The organism is Streptomyces sp. NPDC090108 (genome assembly GCF_044747185.1).
Lineage (GTDB): Bacteria > Actinomycetota > Actinomycetes > Streptomycetales > Streptomycetaceae > Streptomyces.
Genome location: NZ_JBIVDQ010000008.1, coordinates 88,437 through 113,368, shown reverse-complemented (window position 1 = coordinate 113,368; position 24,932 = coordinate 88,437). Strand labels below are relative to the sequence as shown.

General features: G+C 68.1%; 26 protein-coding genes and 1 tRNA gene. 17 read left to right on the top strand and 10 right to left on the bottom strand.

The features are described 5' to 3' along the window. Positions 1-195 precede the first annotated feature (195 nt). The 3 genes from ACIPRD_RS26885 (at position 196) to ACIPRD_RS26875 (ending at position 2,264) form a co-directional block, all read left to right on the top strand. Complete coding sequence (locus ACIPRD_RS26885) at positions 196-711, top strand: hypothetical protein (RefSeq protein ID WP_356397168.1); 516 nt, start codon at positions 196-198, stop codon at positions 709-711. 181 nt (positions 712-892) lie between these two features. Next, the gene (locus tag ACIPRD_RS26880; RefSeq protein ID WP_356397171.1) at positions 893-1,414 is read left to right on the top strand and encodes a tyrosinase family oxidase copper chaperone; all 522 of its coding nucleotides are present in this window, start codon (positions 893-895) and stop codon (positions 1,412-1,414) included. Continuing rightward, on the top strand, positions 1,398-2,264 hold the full coding sequence (locus ACIPRD_RS26875) for a tyrosinase family protein (protein ID WP_356397174.1): 867 nt from the start codon (positions 1,398-1,400) through the stop codon (positions 2,262-2,264). The genes ACIPRD_RS26880 and ACIPRD_RS26875 overlap by 17 nt, the downstream gene beginning before the upstream one ends. Positions 2,265-2,419: 155 nt before the next feature. Here ACIPRD_RS26875 and ACIPRD_RS26870 read toward each other — a convergent pair whose 3' ends face one another. Next, entirely contained in the window at positions 2,420-2,734 is a 315-nt protein-coding gene (locus tag ACIPRD_RS26870; protein ID WP_401566659.1) for a chaplin, read from the bottom strand. A gap of 293 nt (positions 2,735-3,027) precedes the next feature. After that, positions 3,028-3,987 (bottom strand): D-2-hydroxyacid dehydrogenase family protein, encoded by a 960-nt coding sequence (locus ACIPRD_RS26865; RefSeq protein WP_356397177.1) that lies wholly within the window; start codon positions 3,985-3,987, stop codon positions 3,028-3,030. Between the two features lie 196 nt (positions 3,988-4,183). Here ACIPRD_RS26865 and ACIPRD_RS26860 point away from each other — a divergent pair, with 196 nt between their 5' ends. Together ACIPRD_RS26860 and ACIPRD_RS26855 are read left to right on the top strand one after the other, a co-directional pair. Then, positions 4,184-6,193 (top strand): hypothetical protein, encoded by a 2,010-nt coding sequence (locus tag ACIPRD_RS26860; RefSeq protein WP_401566656.1) that lies wholly within the window; start codon positions 4,184-4,186, stop codon positions 6,191-6,193. Positions 6,194-6,506: 313 nt separating this feature from the next. Next, positions 6,507-8,075 (top strand): adenosine deaminase, encoded by a 1,569-nt coding sequence (locus ACIPRD_RS26855; protein WP_401567036.1) that lies wholly within the window; start codon positions 6,507-6,509, stop codon positions 8,073-8,075. 182 nt (positions 8,076-8,257) lie between these two features. On the opposite strand, the gene ACIPRD_RS26850 is transcribed toward ACIPRD_RS26855, so the two are convergent. Next, positions 8,258-8,995 carry a serine/arginine repetitive matrix protein 2 gene (locus ACIPRD_RS26850; protein ID WP_401566653.1) on the bottom strand — a complete coding sequence of 246 codons (738 nt, stop codon included), beginning with the start codon at positions 8,993-8,995 and terminating at the stop codon, positions 8,258-8,260. Positions 8,996-9,121: 126 nt separating this feature from the next. Beyond that, positions 9,122-9,346 (bottom strand): cold-shock protein, encoded by a 225-nt coding sequence (locus tag ACIPRD_RS26845; protein ID WP_401567034.1) that lies wholly within the window; start codon positions 9,344-9,346, stop codon positions 9,122-9,124. Between the two features lie 110 nt (positions 9,347-9,456). Between ACIPRD_RS26845 and ACIPRD_RS26840 the strand changes: the two genes are divergently transcribed. The 3 genes from ACIPRD_RS26840 to ACIPRD_RS26830 all read left to right on the top strand — a co-directional run bounded on the left by ACIPRD_RS26840 (position 9,457) and on the right by ACIPRD_RS26830 (position 11,611). Next, positions 9,457-9,939 carry a hypothetical protein gene (locus tag ACIPRD_RS26840; protein WP_401566650.1) on the top strand — a complete coding sequence of 161 codons (483 nt, stop codon included), beginning with the start codon at positions 9,457-9,459 and terminating at the stop codon, positions 9,937-9,939. A gap of 100 nt (positions 9,940-10,039) precedes the next feature. Further along, the gene (locus tag ACIPRD_RS26835) at positions 10,040-10,555 is read left to right on the top strand and encodes a DUF4240 domain-containing protein (RefSeq protein WP_356397191.1); all 516 of its coding nucleotides are present in this window, start codon (positions 10,040-10,042) and stop codon (positions 10,553-10,555) included. 204 nt (positions 10,556-10,759) lie between these two features. After that, positions 10,760-11,611 (top strand): putative RNA methyltransferase, encoded by an 852-nt coding sequence (locus ACIPRD_RS26830; protein WP_401566647.1) that lies wholly within the window; start codon positions 10,760-10,762, stop codon positions 11,609-11,611. Between the two features lie 285 nt (positions 11,612-11,896). Here the strand turns inward: ACIPRD_RS26830 and ACIPRD_RS26825 are convergent, their stop codons facing one another. Then, positions 11,897-12,403 carry a hypothetical protein gene (locus ACIPRD_RS26825; protein WP_401566644.1) on the bottom strand — a complete coding sequence of 169 codons (507 nt, stop codon included), beginning with the start codon at positions 12,401-12,403 and terminating at the stop codon, positions 11,897-11,899. Positions 12,404-12,810: 407 nt separating this feature from the next. Between ACIPRD_RS26825 and ACIPRD_RS26820 the strand changes: the two genes are divergently transcribed. After that, positions 12,811-13,131, top strand: a complete 321-nt coding sequence (locus tag ACIPRD_RS26820; RefSeq protein ID WP_356397200.1) for a hypothetical protein — start codon at positions 12,811-12,813, stop codon at positions 13,129-13,131. A gap of 490 nt (positions 13,132-13,621) precedes the next feature. On the opposite strand, the gene ACIPRD_RS26815 is transcribed toward ACIPRD_RS26820, so the two are convergent. Both ACIPRD_RS26815 and ACIPRD_RS26810 read right to left on the bottom strand, forming a co-directional pair. Then, positions 13,622-13,726: transfer RNA gene (locus tag ACIPRD_RS26815), tRNA-Ser, on the bottom strand. Between the two features lie 124 nt (positions 13,727-13,850). After that, a complete protein-coding gene (locus tag ACIPRD_RS26810) occupies positions 13,851-14,606 on the bottom strand; it encodes a GntR family transcriptional regulator (protein ID WP_401566642.1) in 756 nt (251 codons plus the stop codon). Positions 14,607-14,683: 77 nt separating this feature from the next. On the opposite strand from ACIPRD_RS26810, the gene ACIPRD_RS26805 reads away from it, so the two are divergent. The 5 genes from ACIPRD_RS26805 to ACIPRD_RS26785 all read left to right on the top strand — a co-directional run bounded on the left by ACIPRD_RS26805 (position 14,684) and on the right by ACIPRD_RS26785 (position 16,728). Then, complete coding sequence (locus tag ACIPRD_RS26805; RefSeq protein ID WP_401566639.1) at positions 14,684-14,962, top strand: hypothetical protein; 279 nt, start codon at positions 14,684-14,686, stop codon at positions 14,960-14,962. Positions 14,963-15,309: 347 nt separating this feature from the next. Further along, a complete protein-coding gene (locus tag ACIPRD_RS26800; RefSeq protein ID WP_401566637.1) occupies positions 15,310-15,477 on the top strand; it encodes a hypothetical protein in 168 nt (55 codons plus the stop codon). Next, positions 15,474-15,698 carry a hypothetical protein gene (locus tag ACIPRD_RS26795; protein WP_401566634.1) on the top strand — a complete coding sequence of 75 codons (225 nt, stop codon included), beginning with the start codon at positions 15,474-15,476 and terminating at the stop codon, positions 15,696-15,698. Before ACIPRD_RS26800 ends, ACIPRD_RS26795 begins: the two co-directional genes overlap by 4 nt. Positions 15,699-15,706: 8 nt before the next feature. Beyond that, complete coding sequence (locus ACIPRD_RS26790; RefSeq protein WP_401567032.1) at positions 15,707-16,438, top strand: GntR family transcriptional regulator; 732 nt, start codon at positions 15,707-15,709, stop codon at positions 16,436-16,438. Beyond that, positions 16,435-16,728 carry a hypothetical protein gene (locus tag ACIPRD_RS26785; protein WP_401566631.1) on the top strand — a complete coding sequence of 98 codons (294 nt, stop codon included), beginning with the start codon at positions 16,435-16,437 and terminating at the stop codon, positions 16,726-16,728. The genes ACIPRD_RS26790 and ACIPRD_RS26785 overlap by 4 nt, the downstream gene beginning before the upstream one ends. 242 nt (positions 16,729-16,970) lie before the next feature. Here the strand turns inward: ACIPRD_RS26785 and ACIPRD_RS26780 are convergent, their stop codons facing one another. Both ACIPRD_RS26780 and ACIPRD_RS26775 read right to left on the bottom strand, forming a co-directional pair. Continuing rightward, complete coding sequence (locus tag ACIPRD_RS26780) at positions 16,971-18,179, bottom strand: restriction endonuclease (RefSeq protein ID WP_401566628.1); 1,209 nt, start codon at positions 18,177-18,179, stop codon at positions 16,971-16,973. Positions 18,180-18,318: 139 nt separating this feature from the next. Then, positions 18,319-18,720, bottom strand: a complete 402-nt coding sequence (locus ACIPRD_RS26775) for a hypothetical protein (protein ID WP_401566625.1) — start codon at positions 18,718-18,720, stop codon at positions 18,319-18,321. A 481-nt stretch (positions 18,721-19,201) separates the two neighbouring features. Here ACIPRD_RS26775 and ACIPRD_RS26770 point away from each other — a divergent pair, with 481 nt between their 5' ends. From ACIPRD_RS26770 to ACIPRD_RS26760, 3 genes are all read left to right on the top strand, one after another. Continuing rightward, positions 19,202-21,193, top strand: coding sequence for a hypothetical protein (locus tag ACIPRD_RS26770; protein WP_401566623.1), 1,992 nt, complete (start codon positions 19,202-19,204; stop codon positions 21,191-21,193). Beyond that, positions 21,193-21,558, top strand: a complete 366-nt coding sequence (locus ACIPRD_RS26765) for a hypothetical protein (protein ID WP_401566621.1) — start codon at positions 21,193-21,195, stop codon at positions 21,556-21,558. The genes ACIPRD_RS26770 and ACIPRD_RS26765 overlap by 1 nt, the downstream gene beginning before the upstream one ends. A 274-nt stretch (positions 21,559-21,832) precedes the next feature. Next, complete coding sequence (locus ACIPRD_RS26760) at positions 21,833-22,783, top strand: NaeI family type II restriction endonuclease (RefSeq protein ID WP_401566619.1); 951 nt, start codon at positions 21,833-21,835, stop codon at positions 22,781-22,783. A gap of 314 nt (positions 22,784-23,097) precedes the next feature. Here ACIPRD_RS26760 and ACIPRD_RS26755 read toward each other — a convergent pair whose 3' ends face one another. Further along, a complete protein-coding gene (locus ACIPRD_RS26755; protein ID WP_401566616.1) occupies positions 23,098-24,624 on the bottom strand; it encodes a hypothetical protein in 1,527 nt (508 codons plus the stop codon). Positions 24,625-24,932: the final 308 nt, after the last annotated feature.

The window sequence follows — 24,932 nt, the reverse complement described above, 5'->3', positions numbered from 1 at the left end:
GCGCCGGGTGCCCGATCCGGGCGTATGGCTTCCGGACGATCAGGGTGCCCGATCCGGGTGTACGGCTTCCGGACGATCCGGATGAATGACGATCGGACGATTACTGCGCACGGGCGAATTGTGCGCTGGTGCCGTTTTCCGGCTCGTTACGCGGTACGGACCCCAACTCCCGCATTCGAAAGGGACCGTACTGACATGAAGTCGACCACCCGTGTAACCCTCGCCGCCGTCGTCACCGGTGTCGCGGCCGCCGTGGGGGCGGCAGCCACCCCCGCAGCGGCGGTCGGCTCGATCCCCGTCCCGGTGCCCCTGGACGGCGTCTCCCAGTCCCTCGGCATGGAGGTGCCCAAGGCCGGGCTCGACGTACCGCTGCTGACGCCGGGCGCCCCCGAAGGGCCCCGCTACGTCACCGGCCGGCTGCTGCCCGACCGGACGCTGCCCCAGGTGCCGCTGTCCGGCGCGCTGCCCGGCGCGCACCTCCAGGCGCCCCTGCCGCACCTCCTCGGCGACGACTTCGACCACGCCGGCGTCGACGCCCAGGCCTCCGACCTGCGCACGCTCGCACCCGGACTGGCCGTCGACGCCCCGCTGACCGCGCCCGACGCCCGCAACTTCGGCCTGCCCGCCCCCAAGCTCCCCCAACTTGGCGTCCTCGCCCCGGCCCTCCAGACGGTCCCGGTCGCCGACCTCGGCATGGGCCCCGGTTTCTAGGGGGGACACCCCCTAGGCGGACACCCCCTGGAACTGTCGTAGTACTTCCGCCCCGCGCCCGCCGCCCGAACGGCCGCACTCCTCCCGTCCCGCGGGTACCGGATGGGCCTTGGGCGGTGACTCCTCGCGCCCGCCGTCGGTTACACGTACGCAGAAGCGGAACCAGGACGAGGAGTGAGCGATGGTCGTCGGTGCCGGCGGTGTGGCGGTGGGAGCGGAGCAGCGGGGCAGAGCGGCCGTGGCGAGACCGTCGCGCAGAGAGGCGGCACGGGGGCTGCTGGCCGCCGTCGCCGCCCTGACGCTGGCCCCGGTGGTCGCCGCGTCCCGCCCCCTGCCCACGTCGGAGGGCGCGGGGAGCGACTCCTTCGACGAGACCTACCGCGGGCGTCGCATCCAGGGGCATCTGGTGCCGGGCGCGGCGCGGCGGGCGACCGGGGACGAGTGGCGGATCACCGTCGACGGCCGCCCGCTGCATCTGATGCGCCGAGCCGACGGCACCTGGATGAGCATGGTCGACCACTACACGTCGTACCGGACCCCGCTGGAGGCGACCCGGGCGGCCGTCGACGAGCTGGGCCCGAGCCAGCAGCTGCGCGACCTCGCCCCCGGCCCGATGGGCGGCGGACACGCGGGCCACATGGGAACCATGGAACGTATGGGGGATACGGGAGACAGGGGGGACGGCCATGGCGTACGTGCGTAAGAACGCGGGCGCGCTCACGCCGGCCGAACGCCGGCGGTTCGTGAACGCCCTGCTGGAGCTGAAACGGCGCGGCGAGTACGACGAGTTCGTGCGCATGCACATCGACTACTACACCGCCGACGGCGAGGACGGTCTGCGCAGCGCCCACATGACGCCCTCCTTCCTGCCCTGGCACCGCCGGTTCGTGCTGGAGCTGGAACGGGCGCTGCGGCGGGTGGACTCCTCGGTGACGGTGCCGTACTGGGACTGGACCCGGGACCGTACGACGACTTCGGTGCCCTGGACGAAGGACCTGCTCGGCGGCAACGGGCGGCGCTCCGACCGGCAGGTGACCACGGGGCCCTTCGCCTACACGGCCGGGCACTGGACCATCAAGGAGGGGATCACGGACGGCCGGTTCCTCAGCCGGGACCTGGGCCGCGCCGCCGCCCCCATCGAACTGCCCACGCCCGCCGAGCTGAAGTGGGCCCTCGACGACCCGGTCTACGACGTCTCACCCTGGAACTCCACGGTCACCCGGGGCTTCCGCAACAAGCTGGAGGGCTGGGGCACCGGCAGCGGCAGCGTCTCCTGGCGCAACCACAACCGGGTGCACCGCTGGGTCGGCGGCGCGATGCTCGGCGGCGCCTCCGTGAACGACCCGGTGTTCTGGCTGCACCACGCCTTCCTCGACCTGCAGTGGCAGAAGTGGCAGCGCGCGCACCGGGAGCACCGCTACCTGCCCGCGAAGCAGCTCCCGGTCGGCGACAAGCAGCACGGGCGCGTCGTCGCCCGCGGCGAGAAGCTGCCCCCGTGGAACGTCACCCCGGACTCGCTGGAGGACGTGAGCGGGATCTACCGGTACGCCTGAGCGGCGTACGCGGACGCCGCTGAGGCGACGGGGGGTGACCGCCGCGGGCCGGTTTCCCCGTGGACGCCCCCGCCGACGCCGTCACGGACGGCCGAAGAGCCCCGGCGCTCGAGGTGCCGGGGCTCTTCGGCCGTGCGGTGTGCGTGCCGCTGCGGTCAGTTGCCGTAGCCCGTCTCGCCGCCGGGGGCACCGGGGCTGCGGGGGGTGAGCGGGCTGTCGACGGCCTGGTCGCCCACGTTGGCGCAGGTGTTGCCGAAGGCCGGGTTCAGCAGGCCGATGACGTCGATGGTGTTCCCGCAGACGTTCACGGGGATGTTGACCGGGACCTGGATCACATTGCCGGACAGCACACCGGGCGAGCCGGCGGCCGCGCCCTGGGCGCCGGCGTCGGCCATGGCCAGGCCGGCCCCGCCGACCATCACGGCGCCGGTGCCGAGGGCGACGACGGCCGCCTTCGCGATGCGAGACATCACGTTCTCCTCTGGTTTCTCGAAAAGCGCGGTCGGCAGGACCAGCCGCCGCACTTCCCGTTCAACGGCCCGGCGTGGGGCGGGTCACGGTGATCGTGCGGGGATCACTCTTTCAACGGCGGGAGGAGCGGACACCCGCCGTAGACGCGCCCGCGGACCCGGTGCCGGGGGCTGGGAGCGAGGAGGAGCCGGGGGCGAGGGCCGGAGGGCCCGGGGCCGGGGCCGGGGCCGGGGCGCGGAGAGCCGGAGAGCCGGGGGCCAGGGTGCGGGGGGGCGGGGGGCGGAGGTCGGGGTCAGGACAGCCGTCGTATCGGTGAACCGTCCAGATAGGCCTGGATGTTCTCGACCGCCTGGCCGTAGTACGTCGCGTAGTTGGCCCGTGAGACGTACCCGAGGTGCGGGGTGGCGAGCAGTCGCGGCGCCGTGCGCATCGGGTGCCCGGCGGGCAGCGGCTCGGTGTCGAAGACGTCGACGCCCGCCCCGGCGATCCGGCCCTCGCGCAGCGCGGCCAGCAGGGCGTCCTGGTCCACGATCGCCGCGCGGGAGGTGTTGACCAGGTAGGCGGACGGCTTCATCAAGGCGAGTTCGCGGGCGCCGACGAGGCCCCGGGTGCGGTCGCCGAGGGCCAGATGGACCGAGACGAAGTCGCTCCCGGCGAGCAACTCCTCCTTGGAAGGGGCCAGTTCCACGCCTGCTTCCCGTGCCCGCTCCTCGGTCAGATTCGCGCTCCAGGCACTCACCCGCATCCCGAAGGCCTGCCCCACCGCCGCCACCCGGCCGCCGATCTTCCCCAGCCCGAGCAGACCGAGACGGCTCCCGTGCAGGTCGGCGCCGACGGTGGACTGCCAGGGGCCGCCGGAGCGCAGCGCGCCGCTCTCCTCGACGATCCCCCGGGCCAGGCCCAGCAGCAGCGCCCAGGTCAGCTCCACCGGCGGGGCCGGTGAACTCGCCGTACCGCACACGGTGACCCCGTGCGCCCGCGCCGCCGCGTAGTCGATGACGCTGTTGCGCATCCCGGAGGCGATCAGCAGCTTCAGCCGGGGGAGCCGGGCGATCAACGAGCCCGGGAACGCGACGCGTTCGCGCAGGGTGACGACGATGTCGTGGTCGGCGAGCGCCGCGGCGAGGGCGTCCTCGCCGTCGAGGTGCTCGCGCAGCGCGACCACCTCCACCCGCTCCCCGAGCACCGACCAGTCGGCCACCTCGGTGGCCACCCCCTGGAAGTCGTCCAGCACCGCACAGCGAAGACGCATGTCGTCTCTCCCTCCCGGGGTGACCGTATCCGGCGGTGCCGACGGCGGCCGAAGCGGAATGCTGTCCTCCATAGAAACGGAACGTGAACTATCTCTTTCGTTCACGTGTACAACTCTTCGTCCCCATCCTCCGTCGAACGGGTGAACAGCGGCGTTTCGCTCCCCGCACGCGCCTTTTCGGAAGAGGAACCCACCCATGACGATCCGACGGTTGTGCGGTGCCCTGCGCGTGCGCGGAGCGGCGGACCTGCTCCTCGCGCTGCTGCTCGGCACCGGCTTCGCCGCGCTGCCCGTGCTCGCGCTCCTGCCCGGTCTGTGGGGCTTCGCCGCGGCCTCGGCGGTCACCTACGCGGCCGACGAGGCGCTGCACTCCAGGGCCCCCGGCTTCGTACGCCGGCTGGCCACGCTCCAGCTGACCCGCACCCTGCGGTTCGCCGTCCGCACCGTGATGCTCCTCGCGCTGGCCACCCGGCTGGACGCCCCGGACACCGTGCTGGTCGCCGCCCTCGCCGTCTTCAGCGCCCACTTCGCGCTGATGACGCTGTACATGGCGGTGCACATCGCGATCCGGCGGCGCCGCGTGCTGCCGCTCGTCGTGCGCAACATCGACATGAGCGCCCTGCCCGTGCCGGAGCGGCCGCCGGCCCTGCTGTACCGGCGCTCCCTGCGCAAGCTCCTCCACCTCGACCTCCCGGCCCACCTCGGCCTCCTCGCCGCGCTCGCCACCGGCACCTGGGCGGCGGCCTGGGCGGGCCTCGCGCTCACCGCGGGCGTCTCCGCGGCGGCCCTGCTCGCCCTGCTCGCGCAGTACCGCAGGGCACGCCGGATGCCGGTGCGCGACGAGGTGTTCGCCGAGGTCAACCGCCAACTCGCCGCACTGCGGCCCGAAGTGGCGCTGTACTTCAGCTTCGCGTCCGTCTCCCGCGACTTCATGTACCAGGTCAACATGTGGATCGAGACCCTGGAGCAGCTCGGCCGGCGCCCGGTGATCATCCTGCGGGAGCGTGCCTCGTTCCGGTACCTCAGCCGCACCTGGATCCCCGTCGTCTGCGTCCCCAAGGCCGACGACCTGGCCGAACTCGACCTGTCCGGCGTGCGCGTGGTGCTGTACCCCGGCAACGCGGGCAAGAACGTGCACATGCTGCGCGTCGCCGAGGCCAAGCACGTCTTCATCGGACACGGCGACAGCGACAAGCTGGCCAGCAGCAACCGGGTCAGCAAGGTGTACGACGAGATATGGGTGGCCGGCCGCGCCGGACGCGACCGGTACCAGCGGGTGCGGCACGCCATCAGCGACAGCTCCATCGTCGAGGTGGGCCGCCCGCAGCTGTCCCCGATCCGCACTCACGCCGAGCACGTCCCCGGTCCGGTCCCGGTCGTCCTGTACGCGCCGACCTGGGAGGGCTGGAGCGACGACGACTGCCACACCTCGCTCATCCCGATGGGCGTCACCCTGGTCGAGCGGCTCCTCACGGAGGACGTCCGCGTCGTCTACAAGCCCCACCCGCTCACCGGCAAGCGCTCGGCCGAGGCCGCGGAGGCCGACCGGACCATCCGCGCCCTGCTGCGCGCCGACAACGAACGGCGTGGCGCCGCCGACGCCGAGGCCGCCCTCGCCGCCGTCCGGCCCCGCCTCAAGGAGATCCAGACCCGTCTGGACGAACTCGCGGGCCGCCACGACGGCGACGACGCGGAGCAGCTGCGGGCCTCCCGGCCGGCCGACCGCACCGGCGCCGCCGAGTGGCAGGACCTCCGCGACGAATGGCACCGCCTCTTCCGGGAGGCGCACGGCCCCGTCCGCCACACCGTCGTCGTCAGGCCGCTGCCCACCCTCTACGAGTGCTTCAACCAGGCGGACATCCTGATCAGCGACGTCTCCTCGGTCGTCGCCGACTTCGTCGCCAGCCTCAAGCCGTACGTCCTCACCAACGCCCGCGACCTGCCCGACGACGAGTTCCGGGCCGCCTACACCACCGCCGGCGGCGCCTACCTCCTGGACCGCGACTGCACCCGCCTCACGGGGATCCTGGACTCCGTCCGGGGCGCCCGCACCGACCCCATGGCCCCGGACCGCCGCACCCTCAAGGAGTACGTCCTCGGCCCGGACACCCCCAGCTCCATGGAGCGCTTCGACACGGCCGCGGCCGCGCTGGCGGCGAAGGCGGCGGCGGAACAGGTCGACGCGCGGACGGAGTTGGCGGCGTGAGGGAGGGGGAGTGAAGGAGGGGGAGCGAGGGGTCGGGGCTGAGGCTTCTCGGGCCTGAGGCCTGTGGTCTCTCGGACCTGAGCTCACTCGGACCTGAGGTGTCTCTCGGTCCTGAGGTCTCTCGGCCCTGGATGCGGGAGCGGGGGCACGCGTTGCGCGGGTGGTCCGTCATCCGCGCGGACGGGCGGTCACTCGCGAGGGTGGCCGTCGGCCGGGGCCCGCGTGCCGGTGAGACGGCCGGACCGGCCTTGCCGATCATGCCAGCGTGAGCGACTACACCTTCTCTGCGCACCCCCTGCGCCGGCCCGTCGTACTGGCGGCGGGGCTCGGTGCCGCGGCCCTGCTGACGACGGCGGTCCTGCCCGCGCACGCCGCCACCGCCCGTGCGGCGTCGGCCCCGGCGTACGCGCCCCGCCCGACGACCGCGGCCGAGGCGGCCACGAACGCCTACCTGACGTCGGTCCGCGGCAAGCCGGCCCGCCTGCGCGCCTTCTTCACCCGTCTGCCCAAGGGCGGCGACCTGCACAACCACCTCTCCGGCGCGGTGTCCACGGACTACCTGATCGAGCTCGCCGCCCAGGACGGCCTGTGCGTCGACACCACGACGCTGACCGCGGTCGAACCGCCCTGCGGACCCGGCACCCGCCCGGCCGCCGACGCCCGCACCGACCGGGCCTTCCACGACGCGATCGTGCGGGCCTGGTCCATGCAGGACTTCCCGCCGGACCAGAGCGGCCACGACCACTTCTTCGACACGTTCAACAAGTTCGGCGAGGTGACCTGGCGGCACCGCGGCAAGCTGCTCACCGACGTCGCCGACACGGTCGTACGGCAGAACCAGTTCTACCTGGAGACCATGGTCTCCCCGGCCTCGGACAGCGCCAAGCAGCTCGCCGCGCAGGTCGGCTGGGACCCCGACTTCGCGGCACTGCACGACAAGCTGGTCGCGGGCGGCAAGCTGGACAAGGTGGTCGCCGAGGCGCGCACCGAGGCCGACGACGCGGACCGCGAGTTCCACAAGGCGGCCGGCTGCGGCACCGCCGCCGCCCACCCCGGGTGCCGCCTGCCGGTGCGCTGGATCTCCCAGGTGTCCCGGGGCAGCGCGCCCGAGCGCGTCTTCACGCAGATGGCCCTCGGCATGCGCCTGGCCGAGCGCGACCCGCGCTTCGTCGCCGTCAACCTCGTACAGCCCGAGGACTGGGACAGCTCGCTGCGCGACTACAGCCTCCAGATGCGGATGCTGCGCTACCTGCGCGGGGTCTACCCGCAGGCCCATGTCACCCTGCACGCCGGGGAGCTCTGGCCGGGCCTGGTCAAGCCCGAGGACCTGAAGTTCCACATCAGGGAGGCGGTCGACGTCGCCGGCACCGACCGCGTCGGACACGGTGTCGACCTCGTCCACGAGGACGACTGGCAGCGCACCGCCCGCACGATGGCCGCCCGCCAGGTCGCGGTCGAGGTGCCCTTCACCAGCAACGCCCAGATCCTCGGCGTACGCGGCGCGGAGCACCCGTTCAACACCTACCGCGCCTACGGCGTCCCGGTCGTCCTGGCCACCGACGACCCCGGTGTCTCCCGGATCGACATCAGCCACGAGTACCAGTACGCCGCCGAGACCTACAACCTCTCCTACCCGGTGCTGAAGGACCTCGCCCGCGCCTCCCTGCGGTACGCCTTCCTCCCCGGCAAGAGCCTGTGGCAGGGCAACCCCACCCGCGACGGCTACCGTCCGGTCGCCGCCTGCCGCGGTGCCCACCTCGGCATCACCGACCCCACCCCGTCCTGCCGCCTCCTCCTCGCGACGAGCCCCAAGGCGGCGGCGGAGTGGCGCCAGGAGACGGCGTTCCGGCAGTTCGAGAACATGGTGCGGACGAACCGCTGAGCGCTGGGCATCGACCGCCGGCCGCATGAGGGCCGGCCGTCGGCCGCAGAGCCGGACGGTCCCTGACCGGACCGTCCGCGCTGCCGCGGCCCCGGTCAACTCCTGAGCTGCCGAACTCTTGAGCTGCCGAACTCCTGAGTCGCTGGACTCCTGAGCTGCTGGACTCCTGAGCCGCTGAACTCCTAGGCCGGCGGGCCGGGCTGGGGGCCCGGCGGGGGACCGGAGGACGACGGCCCCTGCTGCTGCGGCGGCGCCGGGTTCCACTGCGGGGGCGCCGGGCCCCACTGTGGCGCTGCCGGATTCCACTGCGGGGGTACGGCCGAGGCGGCGGTGAGCCGTCGGCGGTGGCTGCTGCGGCGGACGGCGGTCACGGCGATGATGGCCGCGGCCGAGAAGAAGGCGGCGAGGAAGCAGCCGATCGCCCCGCCGATGTTGCCGACCGTGGCCCCCACCCGGGGGTTGTCCCCCAGCGCGAACTCGGCGGGCAGCTCCGAGGTGCAGGTGAGGGTGAACTCACCGCTGCCGCTGGGCTTCACCTCAAGGACGCGATCCCAGCTGCGGGAGCCGAGGGAGATACGGAAGGTGCCGTTCGGCCGGGTGATCGCCCCGGGCCGCATCCCCGGGATCCGGCACTCGACCCGGCCCCGCCCGGTCTGGGAGACGTAGATCGCCTTGGTCTCGCCCTGGGTGAAGCCGAACCTCCGCGACGCACCGCTGGAGAAGCTGCGGGCGGTGTCGATCGACCCCAGCGTGTCCTTCACCGTCACGACGACGAGGGCGACCCCGACACCGGCCAGCACGACCCCGAGCAGCGCGGCCACCAAGTACCAGACGCGCCGGGGCCGTAGATCCTTCGCGGCAACGACGGGCCTCGGCCCACCGAACGGGGGCCCCACCGGGTACGGATTCTGTATCGCCACAGCGTCGCATCGTAATCCCCCCGACGGAGCGCGGCACCGTACGCCGACGGCGACCGCAGAAGGGCGATTCCTCAAAGGTGCTTAGGCACCGGGGTGTTCGTGGCCGTCGATCTCAGGCGCCGGACGTCAGACGTGCTTGGGGACGATGCTCACCGCGCGGTAGTCGTACCCGTCCTGCTTGAACCCGGGTGCCTCCCAGACCAGTTCGACCCGCTGTCCTGGCGACAGCGTGTGAGAACCGGGGGCCTGGATGTCGGAGTAGTGCCCGAAGCACCCTCCAGGAGTCCGAGGCGAGTCGAGAACACCCCACCCCTCCTCGTCACTCCACTCCCGCACGGTCGCGGTCACGATCGCAGCGCTCTTGCCGCTCCCTCTGCGACGGCCCATCCGTCTCTCCCCCCTCCAGCCGTCCCGCCGGAACTGGATCCTCCGCTGCTGCCGCCACATGGCAGTATGCGAGCGTGGAGACTACCGCCGAACTGCGGCTGATGCTTGATTCGCTGGCCGAGGAGGACGGTGTCTTCGGCCGGGTCGAGAGCGGGGACGCCGGCTCCGTCGACGAGCAGGTGTACGGCCTGGTCCTGGAAGCACAGACAGCCTGGGCGCCCTATGCGATCGAGGGTTCCTGGGAGCCGGCCGGCCCCGCCGACATCGCCGATGCCTTGACGGCCGTCGACAGGGAAGAGGCGGAAACCGTCATGACCTACCTGTCTGCAGGTGACTTGATCTCTCCCGGCCGACTGCGCCGTGATCGGGAGCACGCCCATCGAGCGGTGCAGCGGGTGGCGAAGCTGCTGGGACCCGACTCCAAGTGGTGGACCAACATCGAACTTTCCGCCAAGGGCCTTGGCTGGAACCCGGTCTCTCGGTTCTCCTTCGACGGAGTGGCCGTAGGCACGGGCAACGGGCTTCTCGTGGCGCTGCTCCAGGTCGGAGAAGACTGACCGGGCCCTTCGGCTGAGGAAGCGCGCTCGCCCAAGTCGCCATCGCCGCTTCGCTTCAGTGGCGCCAGGGATTGTCAGAGGGCTCTGACACCCTGCGTCCGTGAGAACGACATGGGGCGCCTTCTGGTCGCTGATAGCCACCCTGAACGGCGAAGCCACAGAGGCGAACTGCCGGCGTCTGGCCGAGGAGCTGAGCCGCCGTCCCGTCGCCGACATCATCGGCTTCGCCGAGCGGCATGCCGAAGCTCTCCATCGTCTGGATCAGGAGAAGTTCGGGACGCTGCCCGTCGCCGACATGACGACTCGAGACGGCAGGCCCTTCCCGCAGTCCGCCGATGTGTTCCTGTACGCCCGTTGCGCTGTCGTCGCCGCAGGACAAGCCGTATGGGAGGGTGTCTTCTTCGACGTCGACAGGTTCGCCCCCTACACCTCCGCAGAATGCGACGGAGAGTGGCTGCTGTATGTGCCGGACCAGGCCTACGAACTCGCCACCGGGCGAGCATGGAACCACGCGACGCGGTACAGCTGCGAGAGCTACAGCAACAGGGACGGATGGCCGGACCAGGCCGTGTCTCTCGACCTCGGCGGGCATGAGGGGTTTCCTCGCGACCCGTAAACTCATGGCGTGGCATTCATGAGCACCCCGCACTGCTGCTTCCTGTGATCGGAAGGCGTTGAGGGCGATGTCGGACGGCATCTCCCTCCTTGGTGTGCCTGCGGTGCGAATCACCTTCCTGGCATTGCCCGTTCCTTCCTGAGGCAGTGACCTTCTGTGTGCGCAGGCACGGTCTCTTCCCTTCAGCCTTGCCAGGAGTGCCTCGTGCCCGTGTTGCTTCCCCCTGCCCTCGAACGGTCCCTCGACGTGCTGCGCTGCCCGACGTGCCGCACGCGCCGCTTGCACCCCGACCGCGGCTCACTACGCTGCCCGGCGGGCCATACCTTCGATATCGCCCGCCACGGCTACGTCGGCCTCCTGACGGGCAACCGCGCTACCAGCGGCGACGACGCGCCCATGGTCCAGGCTCGGGACCGCTTCCTGGCCGCCGGCAGGTACACGCCCATCCGCCAGGCCGTGGCCCTCCTGGCGGCCAACTCAGCCCCTCGGCGGGGAACGGTCGTGGACGTCGGATGCGGCACGGGCTACTACCTGGCCGGCGTTCTCGACCGTCTGCCTGGTGCCCGGGGGCTCGGCCTGGACACGTCGGTGCGTGCGTTGCGCTTGGCAGCCCGAGCCCATGAGCGAGCCGCTGCGGCGACCTGGGATGTCTTCCGTCCTTTCCCGATGGCTGACGAGGTGGCCGACGTGGTGTTGGACGTGTTCGCCCCGCGCAATCCAGCAGAGTTCTGCCGAGTACTCCACCCGGCGGGCCGGCTGATCGTGGTCCGTCCTACTGGGCGGCACCTGGCCGAACTGCGCGGCCGGGTGCCTGCCATGGTTACCGTCGACCCGACGAAGGAGCAGCGCCTGCACCGGGCACTGGACCCCTGCTTCGAGGCCGTCGTTACCGAACGCGTGGAGTACTCCATGGCCCTGATGGGGTCGGAGGCCCTGGATCTGGTGGGGATGACGCCGAGCGCACGTCACTTGAGCCGCGCAGAGTTGGACGATGGCGGCCTATTGCCAGACCGGGTCACGGTCTCTGTACTGGTCACCGCCTACACGCCTCGGTGACCACGAGCGGGCGCATGCGCCGCTGACCGACGAGCAGTGGGCACGCCTGGCGCCCTGGCTTCCTCACGACATCGGGAAGGCAGGGCGCCCGTTCGCCGATCACCGTCGCATCATCGACGGGATCGACTGGACGGTCTCGGCCGACTCGACGATCAACCGGGCTCACCAGCACGCCACGAACAGGACTCGGCCTGGCCACCCGTTACGACAAACTTGCGATCGTCTGTCGCTCTGCAGCTGTGTCAGCAGCGGTAATTACCTGGTTACGAAGTTGAGAGACACGGCCTAATCCCCGCAGAACTTCTTCTCCGCCGCAGCCGCGCCGTCCCTGAATCCGTCCCGGAAGTTCTTGTTGACCGTGACGCCCTTCAGCCGCTGCACGTCGCAGTCGCTCCTCATGGCCGCGTAACCCGCCTTGTAGCCGGCGGCGTACTGCTCCTGGGCACTCTTGCGTCCCCCTTGCTCGGCCGTGCCGCACCTGACCTCGGGTCCGCCGACCTGCCGGGCGGTGATGGTGCCGCGGGCATGGTTGATCGTCGCGGAGAAGCTTCCGTCGCCGTCCGTCCGCACGGTGCCCTGGGCGCCGTGCGCGGACTCGATGAACACGGCCTTGTCCGACTCGAAGTCCTCGCCGACGACCTTCAGGCCCGCCCGACCGTCGGCCCGCGAGACACCGCAGCTCGGCGACGCCGCCGCGGCAGCCGGTGAGACGGCAAGCCCCACGGCCCCCGCTGCCAACGTCGACACCACCAGGGGCGCCAGCACCGCCAGGCGTACACGTCGACCGTTCATGGGAAGGCTCCTAGGTGGCTCGCCCCCTCACCCCTGCTTTCCAGCGTCTCTCCGACGGTAAGGGGTGTCAAAAGGTGGCAAACTCCAGCGGTTGCTCGCAGGTCCCGACGGTCAGCCCAGCGCTTGGAAGGTGCTTGGCGCGACGAGCGGCGGGCCCGATTGACCTGGCTCTCCGGCTTTGCTCCGTGTCTCACCGACCGGCCTTCGACACGCATTCGACAGGCGTCGGAGTCAGGACTCGGGACACAGCGAAAGTACTGGTCGGTGTTCGGGGCTGGCCCGCGCCCGGGGGGGGTGGCCAGAATTGCCGAATGGGCCGTCCGGGAGTTCCCGCGCCGCGACGCTGGGCTTACGGAGGCCCTCCGGGCCCTTCGGGTCGCGGCTGACGCAGAGTGGGGGATGAGGCAATGACCGAACCCGACTACGGCTACTGGCACACACCCTGGGACTTCGAGCGCGCATTCATGGAACCTGGCAAGGTTCCCTACCTTCACCAGCGGGTGATCATCGATCTGCAACTCGACGGAGCTGCGCAGGAGGTCGAGATCCACCCCACCTCGGTCAGGAGCGCGAGGCTCGATGGTGGTGGCGAGATCATGGAGTTCACGGTGAACGCGTCGACTCGGTCGCCCGGGCAGTACGGGGACTTTCGTGTCGGACGGATCTGGATCAAGATTCCGCCCGGTGCCCATGCGGTACCGGAAGTCGTCAAGGTGACCCCGGTGTAGGTCCTCCAGCACTCGGTGAGAGATCAAAAGCTCCTGCGCCCGGCGAACCATGTCCTCACCCGCTCCGTAGTGGAGGGAGATGGTCGCCCGGCTCCCGTTGGGGCAACGGTGTGGTGGCCGTGATTGGGGGCTGGGCAGGCTCAAGGTTCCGGGGCTCCGCTGCCCTGGGAGTCGGCTGCCGCTGCTGACCGCATGCGAGCCGCTGTGCTTCCGCCGGCCCGCGTCCTCTGCGTCGAGGGGCGGCTGCCGGACCCGAAAGCGGAGACCTGAAGAGGCCGGTGATCTTCCGGCGCCGACCGCGGCACCAACCGGCCTCGCGGACACCGAGAGGCTTCGGGGCGCGTATTCGATTGGCCGCCCGCGAGCCGCTGACGGCCGGACCGCCTCGGAGTCTCGCCCAGATCATCGGGGGAGTGCCCCAGGCTTCCTCGCGGTCGACCGAAACCCACCCCGACCAGCAAAAAGCCCTCCCGGGCGGGAGGGCGGAGACTGGCGCCCCCGGCAGGACTCGAACCTGCGGCCAAGCGCTTAGAAGGCGCTTGGCGTGTCACATGGGATGCCTGCTCTGACCTGGCCCTTTGACCGCTTCGGGTGCCGCGTCCGACAACCCTCGACACGCATTCGACACGGCCCGGCCGGATGGTTCTCTACGGCTGCCGGTAGGCCGAGCGGCCGGCACCGGCGGGGCCAGTGTCGTGAGTTCGCTGCGGAGCGGTCGGCTAACGGTTGACGGGGACCTCGTAGACGATCTCGCAGTGAGCGGCGGGAATGACGATGTCCGCCGTCTCCACGGGGCGCCCCTGGTCGCTGTAGTACGTCCGCCGGATGTGCGTCACGAGTGCGGCCTTCTGGATGCCGAGTAGCGACGCTTCCTCAGCGGTCGCCGTCCGCGGCTCCGGCTGCTCGACGGCATGGCCGACCGTGACGCCGATCGCGGCCATGCGATTCACGACACCGGCCCCGGCGTGCGGGCCCCCTTCGGGGAGGACGACGAGCGATCCCGCGGTGAGGTCGTACGGCTCCCAACTCGTCGAGAGTTGAACCGGCTTGCCGTCCACCAGGAACTCGTACGTCGTCCGGACGCACAGCTCGCCCTCGTCGATCCCGAGCCGCGCCGCGATGTCAGCAGGCGCCGGCACCTTGGCATCTGTCCGGCTCTCCCAATCGCCCTGCCTGCCCACGGCCCTCATGTCAGTCCGGAAGGGCGACTCGCCGGGGTGCTCCCGTGTCGACGACCGCACGACGCGCACTCGCTGCCGGGGCTCGGCGACGTAGGTGCCCGACCCGGCGCGACCTTCCAGCACGCCGTGGGAGATCAGCAACTCCTGCGCGCGACGGACCACGTTCTCGCCCACGCCGCACTCCTGGCCGATCTGGGCGCGGGAGGGCAGGCGGTCGCCCGGCTCCCAGACGTGCTCCGCGATCCGGCGCCGGAGTTCGTCGGCGATGCGGAGATAGGGCGGCTGCTCAGACATATGGAAAATCTAGTCCACTAGCTCTAATCTAGTTAACTAGCTTCACTCAAAGTGATCGCTGGTGACGGAGGCTGCCTGTGCCCGCTTCGGGAGTTAGCGCGGCGACCATCGCCGCCCGACTGTCCGCCGTCGGACTCGTCACGCGAGTGGAGGAACACCCCCGGCACGTGACGGTGGAGGCAGATCTGCCGGACGCACTCTCCGCCGAGACGTGGCGGGAGGTCCTGGACGTGGTGGCTGCGGCCGATCGATTCGGCCTCCTCGCCACCAGCTTGAACGGCCGCACCCTCTGGGCGGCCGTACGCAAAACGGTCCCCACGACGGGCGCTGTCGGGGGACCGGGCCATCAGCGTTAGGAGCTGACCAGCGTGCTCGACCGTATCCGCCGCGCCCTCGCCCTCACCAGGGCGCGGCCCATCCCGAAGGGCCGGCACCGCCGGCCCTTACCGCCCACTTCCATCCCGCATGCGGCTGCTGACGCGCCGGCCGGAGCTCCGGGCCGGGCCCCCTCCGCCGCGGACCACACACACCCGCTCAGGGGCGAAGACGTCGCCCTCGTCCGCCCCTACGTCCTGGCCTGGGAGGCACGGCTGCGGACACGGCCGGTGGTCGTCCCTCCCCGTCTGCCGGCCGACGCATGGTCGGCCCTCGTGGGGGTCAACTGATGCCTCCTCGCCGACAACCGCCGTACCGCACAGACAACTTGGCCGCCCCTTACCGTTCCGCCGCCTGCTCCATCGGCACGCATCTCGTCTGCGTGGAGTCCTCTCCGGCACTGGCGCCGGTCGACGTGCCAGTGATCTACGAGGCGTGCGGCTGCCCGTGTCATCTGAAGCGCGACCAGCTCACGCCCGAGGAGGTGGCAGGGTGATCGATCGGGCCCCCGGCGGCGCGCTGGTCTCGAACATCGAGGTCACCGCGAACACCGTGCAGCGCGGTGACATCATCCAACTCGGCGGCTGCGCCTGCCGAGTGCGAGACCTCATCCAGCTCTCCCAGGGTGCGAAGCAACTCATCTTCGACTCAGGCGAGTTGTTGACCATACACACGCGCACCCGCCTCGTCGTCCTGCGAACGCTGAGAAGGCGGTGACCGTATCCATGCCGTCCCGCCACCACGACATCGCCGACGATCTCCGGCAGCAGATCACGACCGGTCGCATTCAACCCGGCGAACGCCTGCCGTCCGAAACCGTCCTGGCCGAGCGGTACGCGGTCAGCACGGTCACGCTGCGACGCGCCCTCGCGGCACTCCAGGACGAAGGACTCGTCGAGAAGATCCACGGCAAGGGCAACTTCGTCCGCCGCCCCTTCCGCAAGATCATGTACGTCGGCGGATGGGGCACGCTCTACCCGTGGACGGCTGCTCAACCTGCGTTGCGCGTCACCGTCCGCAGTAGCACGGTGCAGGCTCGCGCCAACCTGACGACCCTCCTGAAGGTGCCGACCGGCAGTCTCCTCGCCGAGTTCTCCTGCCTCAGCCTCGAAGGGGAGACGCCGTACGGCCTGGCCCGCATCTACATGCCGCATGACCTGGCCCCAGTCGACGTACTCGACGACGCATCCGCCCACCGACAGGCGCTCGACCGCTTCGCCGTCCTCGGTCCCCCGCTGGCCGTCATCCGAGAAACGGTGTGCGCCCGCCCACCGACGTCGGACGAAGCCGCCGCTCTCCGGATCGGTCCAGCCTCGCCCGTCCTCACGGTCACCCGCGTCTCGACCGACTCCGCCGGCCGAGTCGTGGAAGCAGCGCTCCTGACGTTCCCCGCGGGCCGAGTCGACGCGGTCTTCACCACGCAGCACATGATCGACGAGAGGAAGACGCAAGGATGACGGCACCGAACGTACTGCGACTCCTCCCTTGGCAGGGCCCGGAAGGCAAGCCCTGCTACCTGAGCACCGGCGACCGGGACGGCTACATGTCACGCCTGGCCGACAACATCGAATCCGTTCAGCTCGGCTCTGCCGCAGAGCTGCTGGAGCGGGCATGCGAGACGCTCGACACCCGAGACGCAGACCTGGCCGAGATGCGGCAGCTGGCCCACGCATTGGCCGGCTCGCTTCGGGACGTCCTCCGAGTCGCGGCCAGCCGCGGCGGCCTCTTGGCGGCGAGGGAAACGTAAACGGGAGCGGACCTGCTCATAGCTGACGTTTCAGATGGGGTGGGGAACCCGGGCTGCGCCGCCCGAGTTCCCCACCCCATCGCCTGTATCGGCGCTGATGCTGAACGCCTCGCACGGCCAGGCGGAATAGCACACGGCTCCGGAGGGCCCGTGCGCCGCGCTCGTATCAGCAGGTCAGGGGCCCATGCGCTCCTTCTATGGCCACGCCAGTCCACGAATAGGCCGCGGGCTGTGTAGGGCGGTTACGGCTTCGGAAAGCTCTGCTCCAACCACTGCCGGACGGTGCCAACGCTCGTGCGGCCATCCTGGCGCAATGCGTCGACGATGTCGCGGCCAGAGAGCAGCACGATCGGATGGCCGTCCTCGAAGACTTCCTCCTGGACTTGCTTGTGGAAGTACGACGTGGTGACCAGGACACCAAAGTTCCGGTGCCTGATCCTGGAGATCAGCCGTGAGACCTCGCGCACCCCGACGGAGTTGCCTGCCCCGTAGCACTTTGCTTCGAGGGCGAAGTCGATTGCGATGCGGCTGGAGGTCGGCCCGAGACCGTACGTGCCGATGGCGTCACGTCCCCCGTCTCGGCTGCGTCGCGTGATGTCTACCGGTCCCGTGTTACGTGCGATCAACCGCCAGATAGCCACCGCGCAGGCCTCGAAGTCGTGCTCGCGTCCTCGGAAGTACTCCCGGATCACTTCGAGTACGTCTGTTCCCGCGGCGTCATCTGGGAGCTGATCGGCCTTGGAACGGATGGCAGTCGTCACTGGCGCCAGCAAGGGGCGGTATACGCGGCCCTGCACCCAGGTCTGCCAGACGTCCGGGCAACCGCCACCGAGAGGATCACCGCCAGCGAGCAGGTGCTGAATCCAGCTGCGAGGGATCAGGTCGTGGTCGAGCACGGTGAAGTGTGACCGGTAGTTCTGGAACCGTAGGCCCGCGGTGGCCCGCCAGATGGCGGCAAGTTCATCGTCCTGCGTGAGGGTCGGGCCACCTGGGGCCAACAAACCGCGGAACAGGACGGAATGGCCCGATGCCCCGGCCTTCTCGAACAGGAAGAACGGAGGAACCTTGGACCGCTCGGCCGAGGTCCCATGGGAGGCAGCGAAGACGTCTCGCAGCAGGACGTTTCCTGCACGGGGGGTGCCATGAAGGCTCTGACCCGGTTTCTTGTTGTCGCCGTAGTACGTGAACGTGCCGGTCTCGACATCCAGGTGGTCAGGCCAGTCCACCTCACCTCCGCTGGTGTAGAGCACGGCGAGCTTCACGTTGCCCTTGGGCGGCCAGCCGGCGTACCGAAAGCCTCCCTGGTTTCCAACCCCCTTTATGAGCTTGGAGATCGGATCGTCTCCCTTGTTGCCGCTCGTGCCGCCCGCGTAGAGCGCATCGACGATGAGGTCTGCGGTTTCCAGGTCTGAGAACGCCACATGCGGTTCGGTAGCGGCAGGAAGAGTCATACTCCAAGATCTACCAGCCGATACTGACAACCCGGAGCCGCCTAGGGGCCATGGACCCACCACCTAGAACGGGCGAGACGCGCTCCCGTGTGAGATCTCGACATCCTCGACACCTTGTCGATAGACGGCGCACGCAGGTCTATCGGCCAGGAGCAGAGTGAAGCTCGTGGAGTGAATTGACCTGGTCAACCCAGAACTTGAGTCTTGCCGTTGCGGAAGCGCCCTTGGGGAGCAGGTCGCGCCGCTGCGCGAGGGTGTAGAAGCCGGGCCCGGCGTCGTTCGCCCCAAGGTAGTGAACCAACGCAGAGATCATGAGCCCGCTCTTTGGATAGTCCTGATCCACTATCAGTCCCAGGAGGTAGCCCATAGCTGCACGCTCGTCCGCATGCTCGAAATCGAAGCCTGGAAGCCCGGTCCGTCGGACCAGCACAGAGTTCACCTCCGTGTAGGTCGTGACCTTGCGGAGCCGCGCCCGCTCGATGAGGAACTTCAAGCCGACGTCGGTCAACTGCTCCCACGCATCGTCGCTTCGGCCGTACATCGCTACCCCCCTGCACTTGTGGTCCAGGCGCTCGAGTATGCCGATCGTGCTGACACGACGGAGCGGCTTCGATCGGACTCAGCTCGCCGTAAGCCGTACGAACACCCAGGGATGGGGTGCGGACTCGTAACGCCACACCTGATGTTATGTCAAGTGCCTTGTGAAAATTGCGATTTGACTTGCATACCATCTTCACATCGGGCGAGACTGCTGCGAAGTGACGCGGGACACGCGTGACTGCGCCCTCCTGCGAAGCGCCGACTTCTGTGGAGTGCATGCGAGGCCCACCCCCACCGCTCGCCCGCGAGCGCCGAGGCCGGACTAGCGCAGTCTGGATGTGTTTCGTGACGCTCCCACCGAGGCGGGCCGGATCCGCGGACGTGGGTGCGAGGGCTGGTGTTCGGCGTTCCCGGCTCCCGTGTGCAGTGACACCGCGGGAGAACGGCTCTCGCGGTGCAGGGAGCCCGCAAGGAGGCCTCTCATGGCGCCCAACCCCTCAACCAGCGGTGAGCCGACCGTCAACGGCGAACGAACCGAGCTGTCCAAGCCTCTCCGTCGCGTTCCTCCCATTCCTGACTCCGCTCTGCACAAGGACCTGCGTGCCGCGCTGAAGAAGCGGGGGCTGGCGGATCGCGTGGCCGGCGCCATCTCGACGATCTGGACCGATCCGGCTGCAGTGCTGCCCCAGGTGGATAACCCCCAGCGCCGCCGGATCCCGGGTGCGTACCTGCTCGTGATTTCGGGTTCGGTGTACACGTCGCGGCTTGTGCCCGATCCCCTTAACCCGCGCAACCTGGACCATGTGCAGTTCGCGCTCGCCCAGGCCAAGGGCGCGCCACCGGCCACCCTGGTGCCGGCCGTGCAGGAGGGAGAGGGCGAGCTGGCTATCCGTGTCGAGAGCCGCGACGCGCTTGTGGACCAGGTTGACTGGGCGATTGAGACGACCCGCAACCGCAACAGTCCGCAGCCGGACATTGCTGAGCAGGGCATTATGGACCCGCCGATCGGCGTGGCTACGACCGTGTTCTACGACGACACGGACGAGACAGCGACGACGCATATCTTCGTCCGCGAGGGCTCCAGCCGGACCAGCCATGGCCTGTACAACGTGGGCGTGACCGCTGACGAGGTCCTCTTCTCCCTTCCTCGTAACGCCAGCTCAATGCAGGCCCACATCGACAAGATCAACAGCTACGTCAGCAAGCCTGTTGAGGACATCTCCGCAACGGAGAAGGGCGCGATCCGCTGCGCCGTCACGGACTTCGAGCTCATCATCGGCGTGGTGCCGGACGTGGCCGGAGCGGTCGACTTGTCTCAGGCCATTAAGGCCCGCGTGGCCCAGGACCACCTCAACACGAAGGAGCCCTGGACTGACGCCGCCAAGCACACCGCCCTTGCCGAAGAGTGTCTGCTCTCTGCCCGCGCCGCAGGAGTCATTTCCAGCGATGCGGAGGCAGACTGGCTGGGTGGTCGCCTCACTCCCAAGGAGGCTGAGGCACGCAAGATCGTCGCGTTTGGAGACGACCGCGCGGCCCGTGCGGTTCACCTGTTCACCACCGATGACAAGCAGATCCACAACGCCGTCCGCCAGCCGATCGCCCTGGTCCTCACCAATGAACCGACTGGCCGGAAGCGCACCCGCGTCACCACCAAGACCAAGCTGCCCCTCGCCGTTGAGCTCATCGTCAGAGAAAAGAGGGGCGCCTCGTCTGACGGCGAGCTTGACCGCTTCCGCAAGGTGCTCACTGAGGCTCTTCCCGCCGACCTGCAGAAGACGCCGTGGCGTCCGACCAAGCGCTCCCCTGAGCAGCTCTATCAGGCCGCTCTCAAGGAGATCGACGAAGTTAAGGACGAGCGGCCTGCCGGCATCGAACTGTGGGTGCGCGCCGCCTACGTCCTCGCTAAGAACAACGCCATCAGTGGGCCGCGCCACGACGTGGGGGCTGGTGGTGACCGTCGTCGGGCCGGCGCCGTCATGGAGGCCCTGGCCGACACAGAGCAAGGACTTCGTCACCTGCGCCAGGTGATCGAAGACGACAGGGCCGGGCTCGCGCCCCGCCAGGTCGATGACCAGGGCCAGCCGCGCAAGGATGGCGAGGGCAACGACCTCCCCATCGACAACGACTTCCTTCGCACCAAACTCGCGCCCAAGGGCGGACAGACTCCTCCGCCCCTCAGTCCTGACAAGGCCGTGCACGAGCACTACAAGCGCGGCGTGCTCGCCACCAAGGATGCCCTCCGCAGCCTGGAGGCAGAGATGCGCAACCTTTCCGGCCTGGTGGACGACGACGGCGTGCCCCTGATCGAGCGAGAAGGCAAGTCCCACGCCCGGCTCCTCATGGACAAGCTGCAAAACCTCGCTGCAGAAGCCCAGGACTGGTGGGAGAAGGCCGTGGAGGCCCAGAGCACTACATCGTCGTCCACCACCGCTGAGGACGAGGACAGCGAGGAAGGCGAGAAGGAGGCCGCCTGATGAAGAAGGGCACTTACGCGGCGCTCGCAGATCTGTGCGGGCCCCACCTGCTGAGCCCGATGCCGGAACGGCTGGTGCCTGACCCGGAGGCTATGCCGTCGGCCGAGTGCGCCGTGTACGTAGCGGTCGACGAGCGCGGCGCCGTGTGCTACGTCGGCTCCGTGTGCAGGCCCCGCGACGTACAAGGGCTCGGCAGCCACGTCGCTGAGTACCTGGCTGATCTGCCGAAGACGGAAAAGTGGGATGGGGTGTACGTCCTCCCACTCAGGCCTGACACACCCGAGCCCGAAGTACGGCGCATCGGAGGGGACATCGCCGGATGGCTCCTGCCGTATGACCGTGAACGCTGGCCGCAAGCTGGCTAGAGAAGCGGAATGCCGGGTGGCCGCGGGAGAATCCCGCGGCCACTCACGGGTCGCTCGAATCCTTACATAGCGCAGACCGATTCAGAGGGTCGACCGAGTGGCGGTGATGACCTGTGAGCTGCCCAGGGCATGCCCTGCCCTTCCGGAGGGGCGCCGACCGAGGTTCGGCAGTATGAACGCCAATTCGGACTGTTGCTGAAGGCCTAATCTCAGCACCGAAAGGTGCACCACCTGCACACGCCCTTGTTCTTTTTCTAGAAAGGTATTTTCTGTCATGCCGGCATCCCAGCCACCTCTGTTTCCCAGCGCTCCCGACGATTCGCTCGACCCTCAGCTGGAGGAGGTCAGAGCAGCCATCCTGGCTGATGACCCGCGTGGCGAGAAGCTCGGTGCCGCCCTGCGTCGCACCTTTGACATGCTCCTTGACGGCCAACACACAGGCCGCTTTCGCTGGGAACAGCTACACAAGACAGAGAAGACTCACGCCGGCACCCTTGTCGAGATCAACATCCAGCGCGCCTTCAATTTCGGCGACGGCGACAAGATGGACTACTCGATCGAGGGAATCGATGTTGACTGCAAGTACTCACAGGACATTGGGAAGTGGATGATTCCACCGGAGGCCATGGGGCACCTCTGCCTGGGTGTCTGGGCAAACGACAAGGCCGGAATCTGGTCGGCGGGACTCTTCAGGGTCACTGAGGCAGTGCTGACTGCGAAAAGCAACCGTGACGGCAAGCGGTCTCTGACTGCGGCTGCCCGCGAAACCGCAGTTCGATGGCTCTTTAGGAATGAACCGCTCCAGGACAACATCCTGCTACGCCTCTCGCAAGATGACATCGATGCGATATTCGCTCCCACGTACGGGACCCAGCGGGTGCACGAGTTGTTCCGTCGAACGCAGGGCCGTGTTGTTTCCCGCAGCGTTGTAGCTACTGTGGCGCAGCAGGACGACTACATGAAGCGCGTGCGCTACAACGGCGGCTCCCGATCAGCCCTTCGGCCGGAAGGGATAGTAATTCTCGGGCAGTACGGAAATCACCAGACCGTGGCCGAGGCTCTGGGGTTGCCGGTGCCCGGCCCGGGTGAGTCCGTCAGCGTACGCCTGACGGCATGGGCTCCGGCGCGTGCGGACGAGCCGTGGGTGGAGCTCGAGGGCCGCAAGTGGGTCATAGCACGGGACGGCGACCCAAGGGTTGTAGCGCCCATGCTGCCGGAGCGGTAACGGTCTGAATCCCCGAAGAGCGGTCGGCCGGAAGCAGGCGCTGAAACGCTTGCTTCCGGCCCTGCCCAACTGTGATCCTACTAGTGCTTGTCGCTGAGGGAGTTGCGCCGAGCCCTGATTACTAAACTGACAGGAGAAGCGGAAAAGCAAACCAGGTGATTCCCGGTACCGGAGGGCGCTTCCGTCCGAAGGGTGTGCGCAGGTCACCTCTACTACTGCTGGGAGATTGACCGCCGCTTGTCCACGGATAATCCACGAGACTCTAGACGTGAACTACGAGCCGAAGTCATTGCGTCGGCCGCCTCGCAACCGGCCTACGGTTGCTCCGAGCTGCCTTCATCAGGAGACTCCACAGGCTGGTGCTCGGCGGACGGCGCAGAACCCTCATGGTTCAGTGCGTCCGACAGGTCGGAGTCGTGCAGCTTTGAGGCGGACTCCTTTGGACGAGCATCAATCAAGATTCCCTTGATCTTCCTTCCGGTGTGCTGGGAAATGAGAGCAGCCGCTTTCTCAATCTTCCGCTTGACTTCAGGATGGCACTCAGCATCCTTATATCCAATGGCTACGAAAAATCCAACGCTGACCTCTTCGGACACTTGATATTGAGGCTGCTGGGCTAGGACACCATCCCAAAATTTAGAGTTTCGAACGAGCTTCATCTCAACGAGAGCCCGGCGAGACCAGCCCTGGGAGAATTTGAAGTCGACCGGACCTCGTCCAGCGTTGGACTCTCCAGTGAGATCGATGTCGTTTGCTCGACAGTAGTGGATCACTGTGCTGCGAAACAGGTTTTGCGCCGTACGCTCCTCGCGCGAAAGGCCTTTATGCCATAGGAGCTGCCAGCCATCCTGCTCTTCAATGTTGTGCCGGTAACTCTCGATTACCGTCTCAATGAATCTCTCGAATTCTTCTGGAGCCTGAGGGATGAAGCTCAAGTTGGATCGTTCGGCGAACTCCGAGCCCAGCTCGTACCACCTGACTCGCATGCGAGGGTCTTCAGCAACGGGATACGGCTTCTTTTCCTCTTCCTCAAGGTGCTTGAGATAGAGAGCTACGACGTCAGGGTTCTGCCGTGCCAGCTTAGCTTTCTCGCGCCTGCCGACGTTGCGGGCGATGTCGAATGTCAAGTCGCCCCGAAGCTGATCTGAGGCCGTTGACCAGGCGTAGCTCCACAGTCCATCCGGTGTGACTACAGGAATATCCTTGAGGAATCTCTCTGGAGTCAGGATTACAGGTTTACCAATGTATGGATTGATTGGAAGTTCTACGATCCCCTCCTTCCAGCGGCAGAACTCCTTGTCCCAGGTAGCATTGGTGACTTTTACTCGCTGCATTGGGATGTTGTGTCGACGTGCGATCTCTTGCGTATACGAGATGAAGTAGCTTTTGAGGATATTGCACGTCATGTCGCTGAGCCGGTCTACTCCCATACCGCCCTGGAATAGGGTCAACATTTCCATGTGCGCAATGCGGTTCATGCCGAGACCGGTGGCTACCCTTACGCCTTCGAGCATTTCTGTTTGCAGGCCTCGGCCGGAGCCGGACCCTAGGGGGGTTCCTTCGGCGACGCCGAGGCAAAATTCATATGGCTCAGGAAAGAGGAGAAGTTTTTGAGCCTGCTTCCATGAGAGGCTGTCCCCGTTCCCGCCTGATTCTTTTACCAGGTCGAATACCATCTCAAAGAATTCAATGAGATGGTCGTGTGCGCCGGCCCAGTCGCCAGCCTTCTCTTCCCAGATCAAGAACGGGTCGATGAACAGGTTAGTGTCGGCTGGTAGAAAGGCGTCGAACCAGTCATCATCGCTAGTGATGGGCACACCGAAGACTTCGCTGAAGCGCACAGTTCCCTCCCATTGCCTAGAGTGATCAGTGTGCCACTGCTGGTGTTGGTTGGGTAGGGTGCTTCGTCAACCCGAGGGTCGGCGGAGTCTCAATGGCCAGGTAAGCAGGCGAGCCGCCGTCCATGGGCTGGTAACGGCGGCTCCTGTGTAGCCCTTCATCTAGCTGCCCCGATGTGAACGACGGGCAACAAGGTCTGTGAGTCTCTGGGCGATCAGGGAGCTGGTGCCGGCTTCGGCGGTCATGCCTGGCTGCCGGGACCGGTAAGGGACCAGATCACGCTTGGGAAGCGTGCCTGGAATGCCTCATA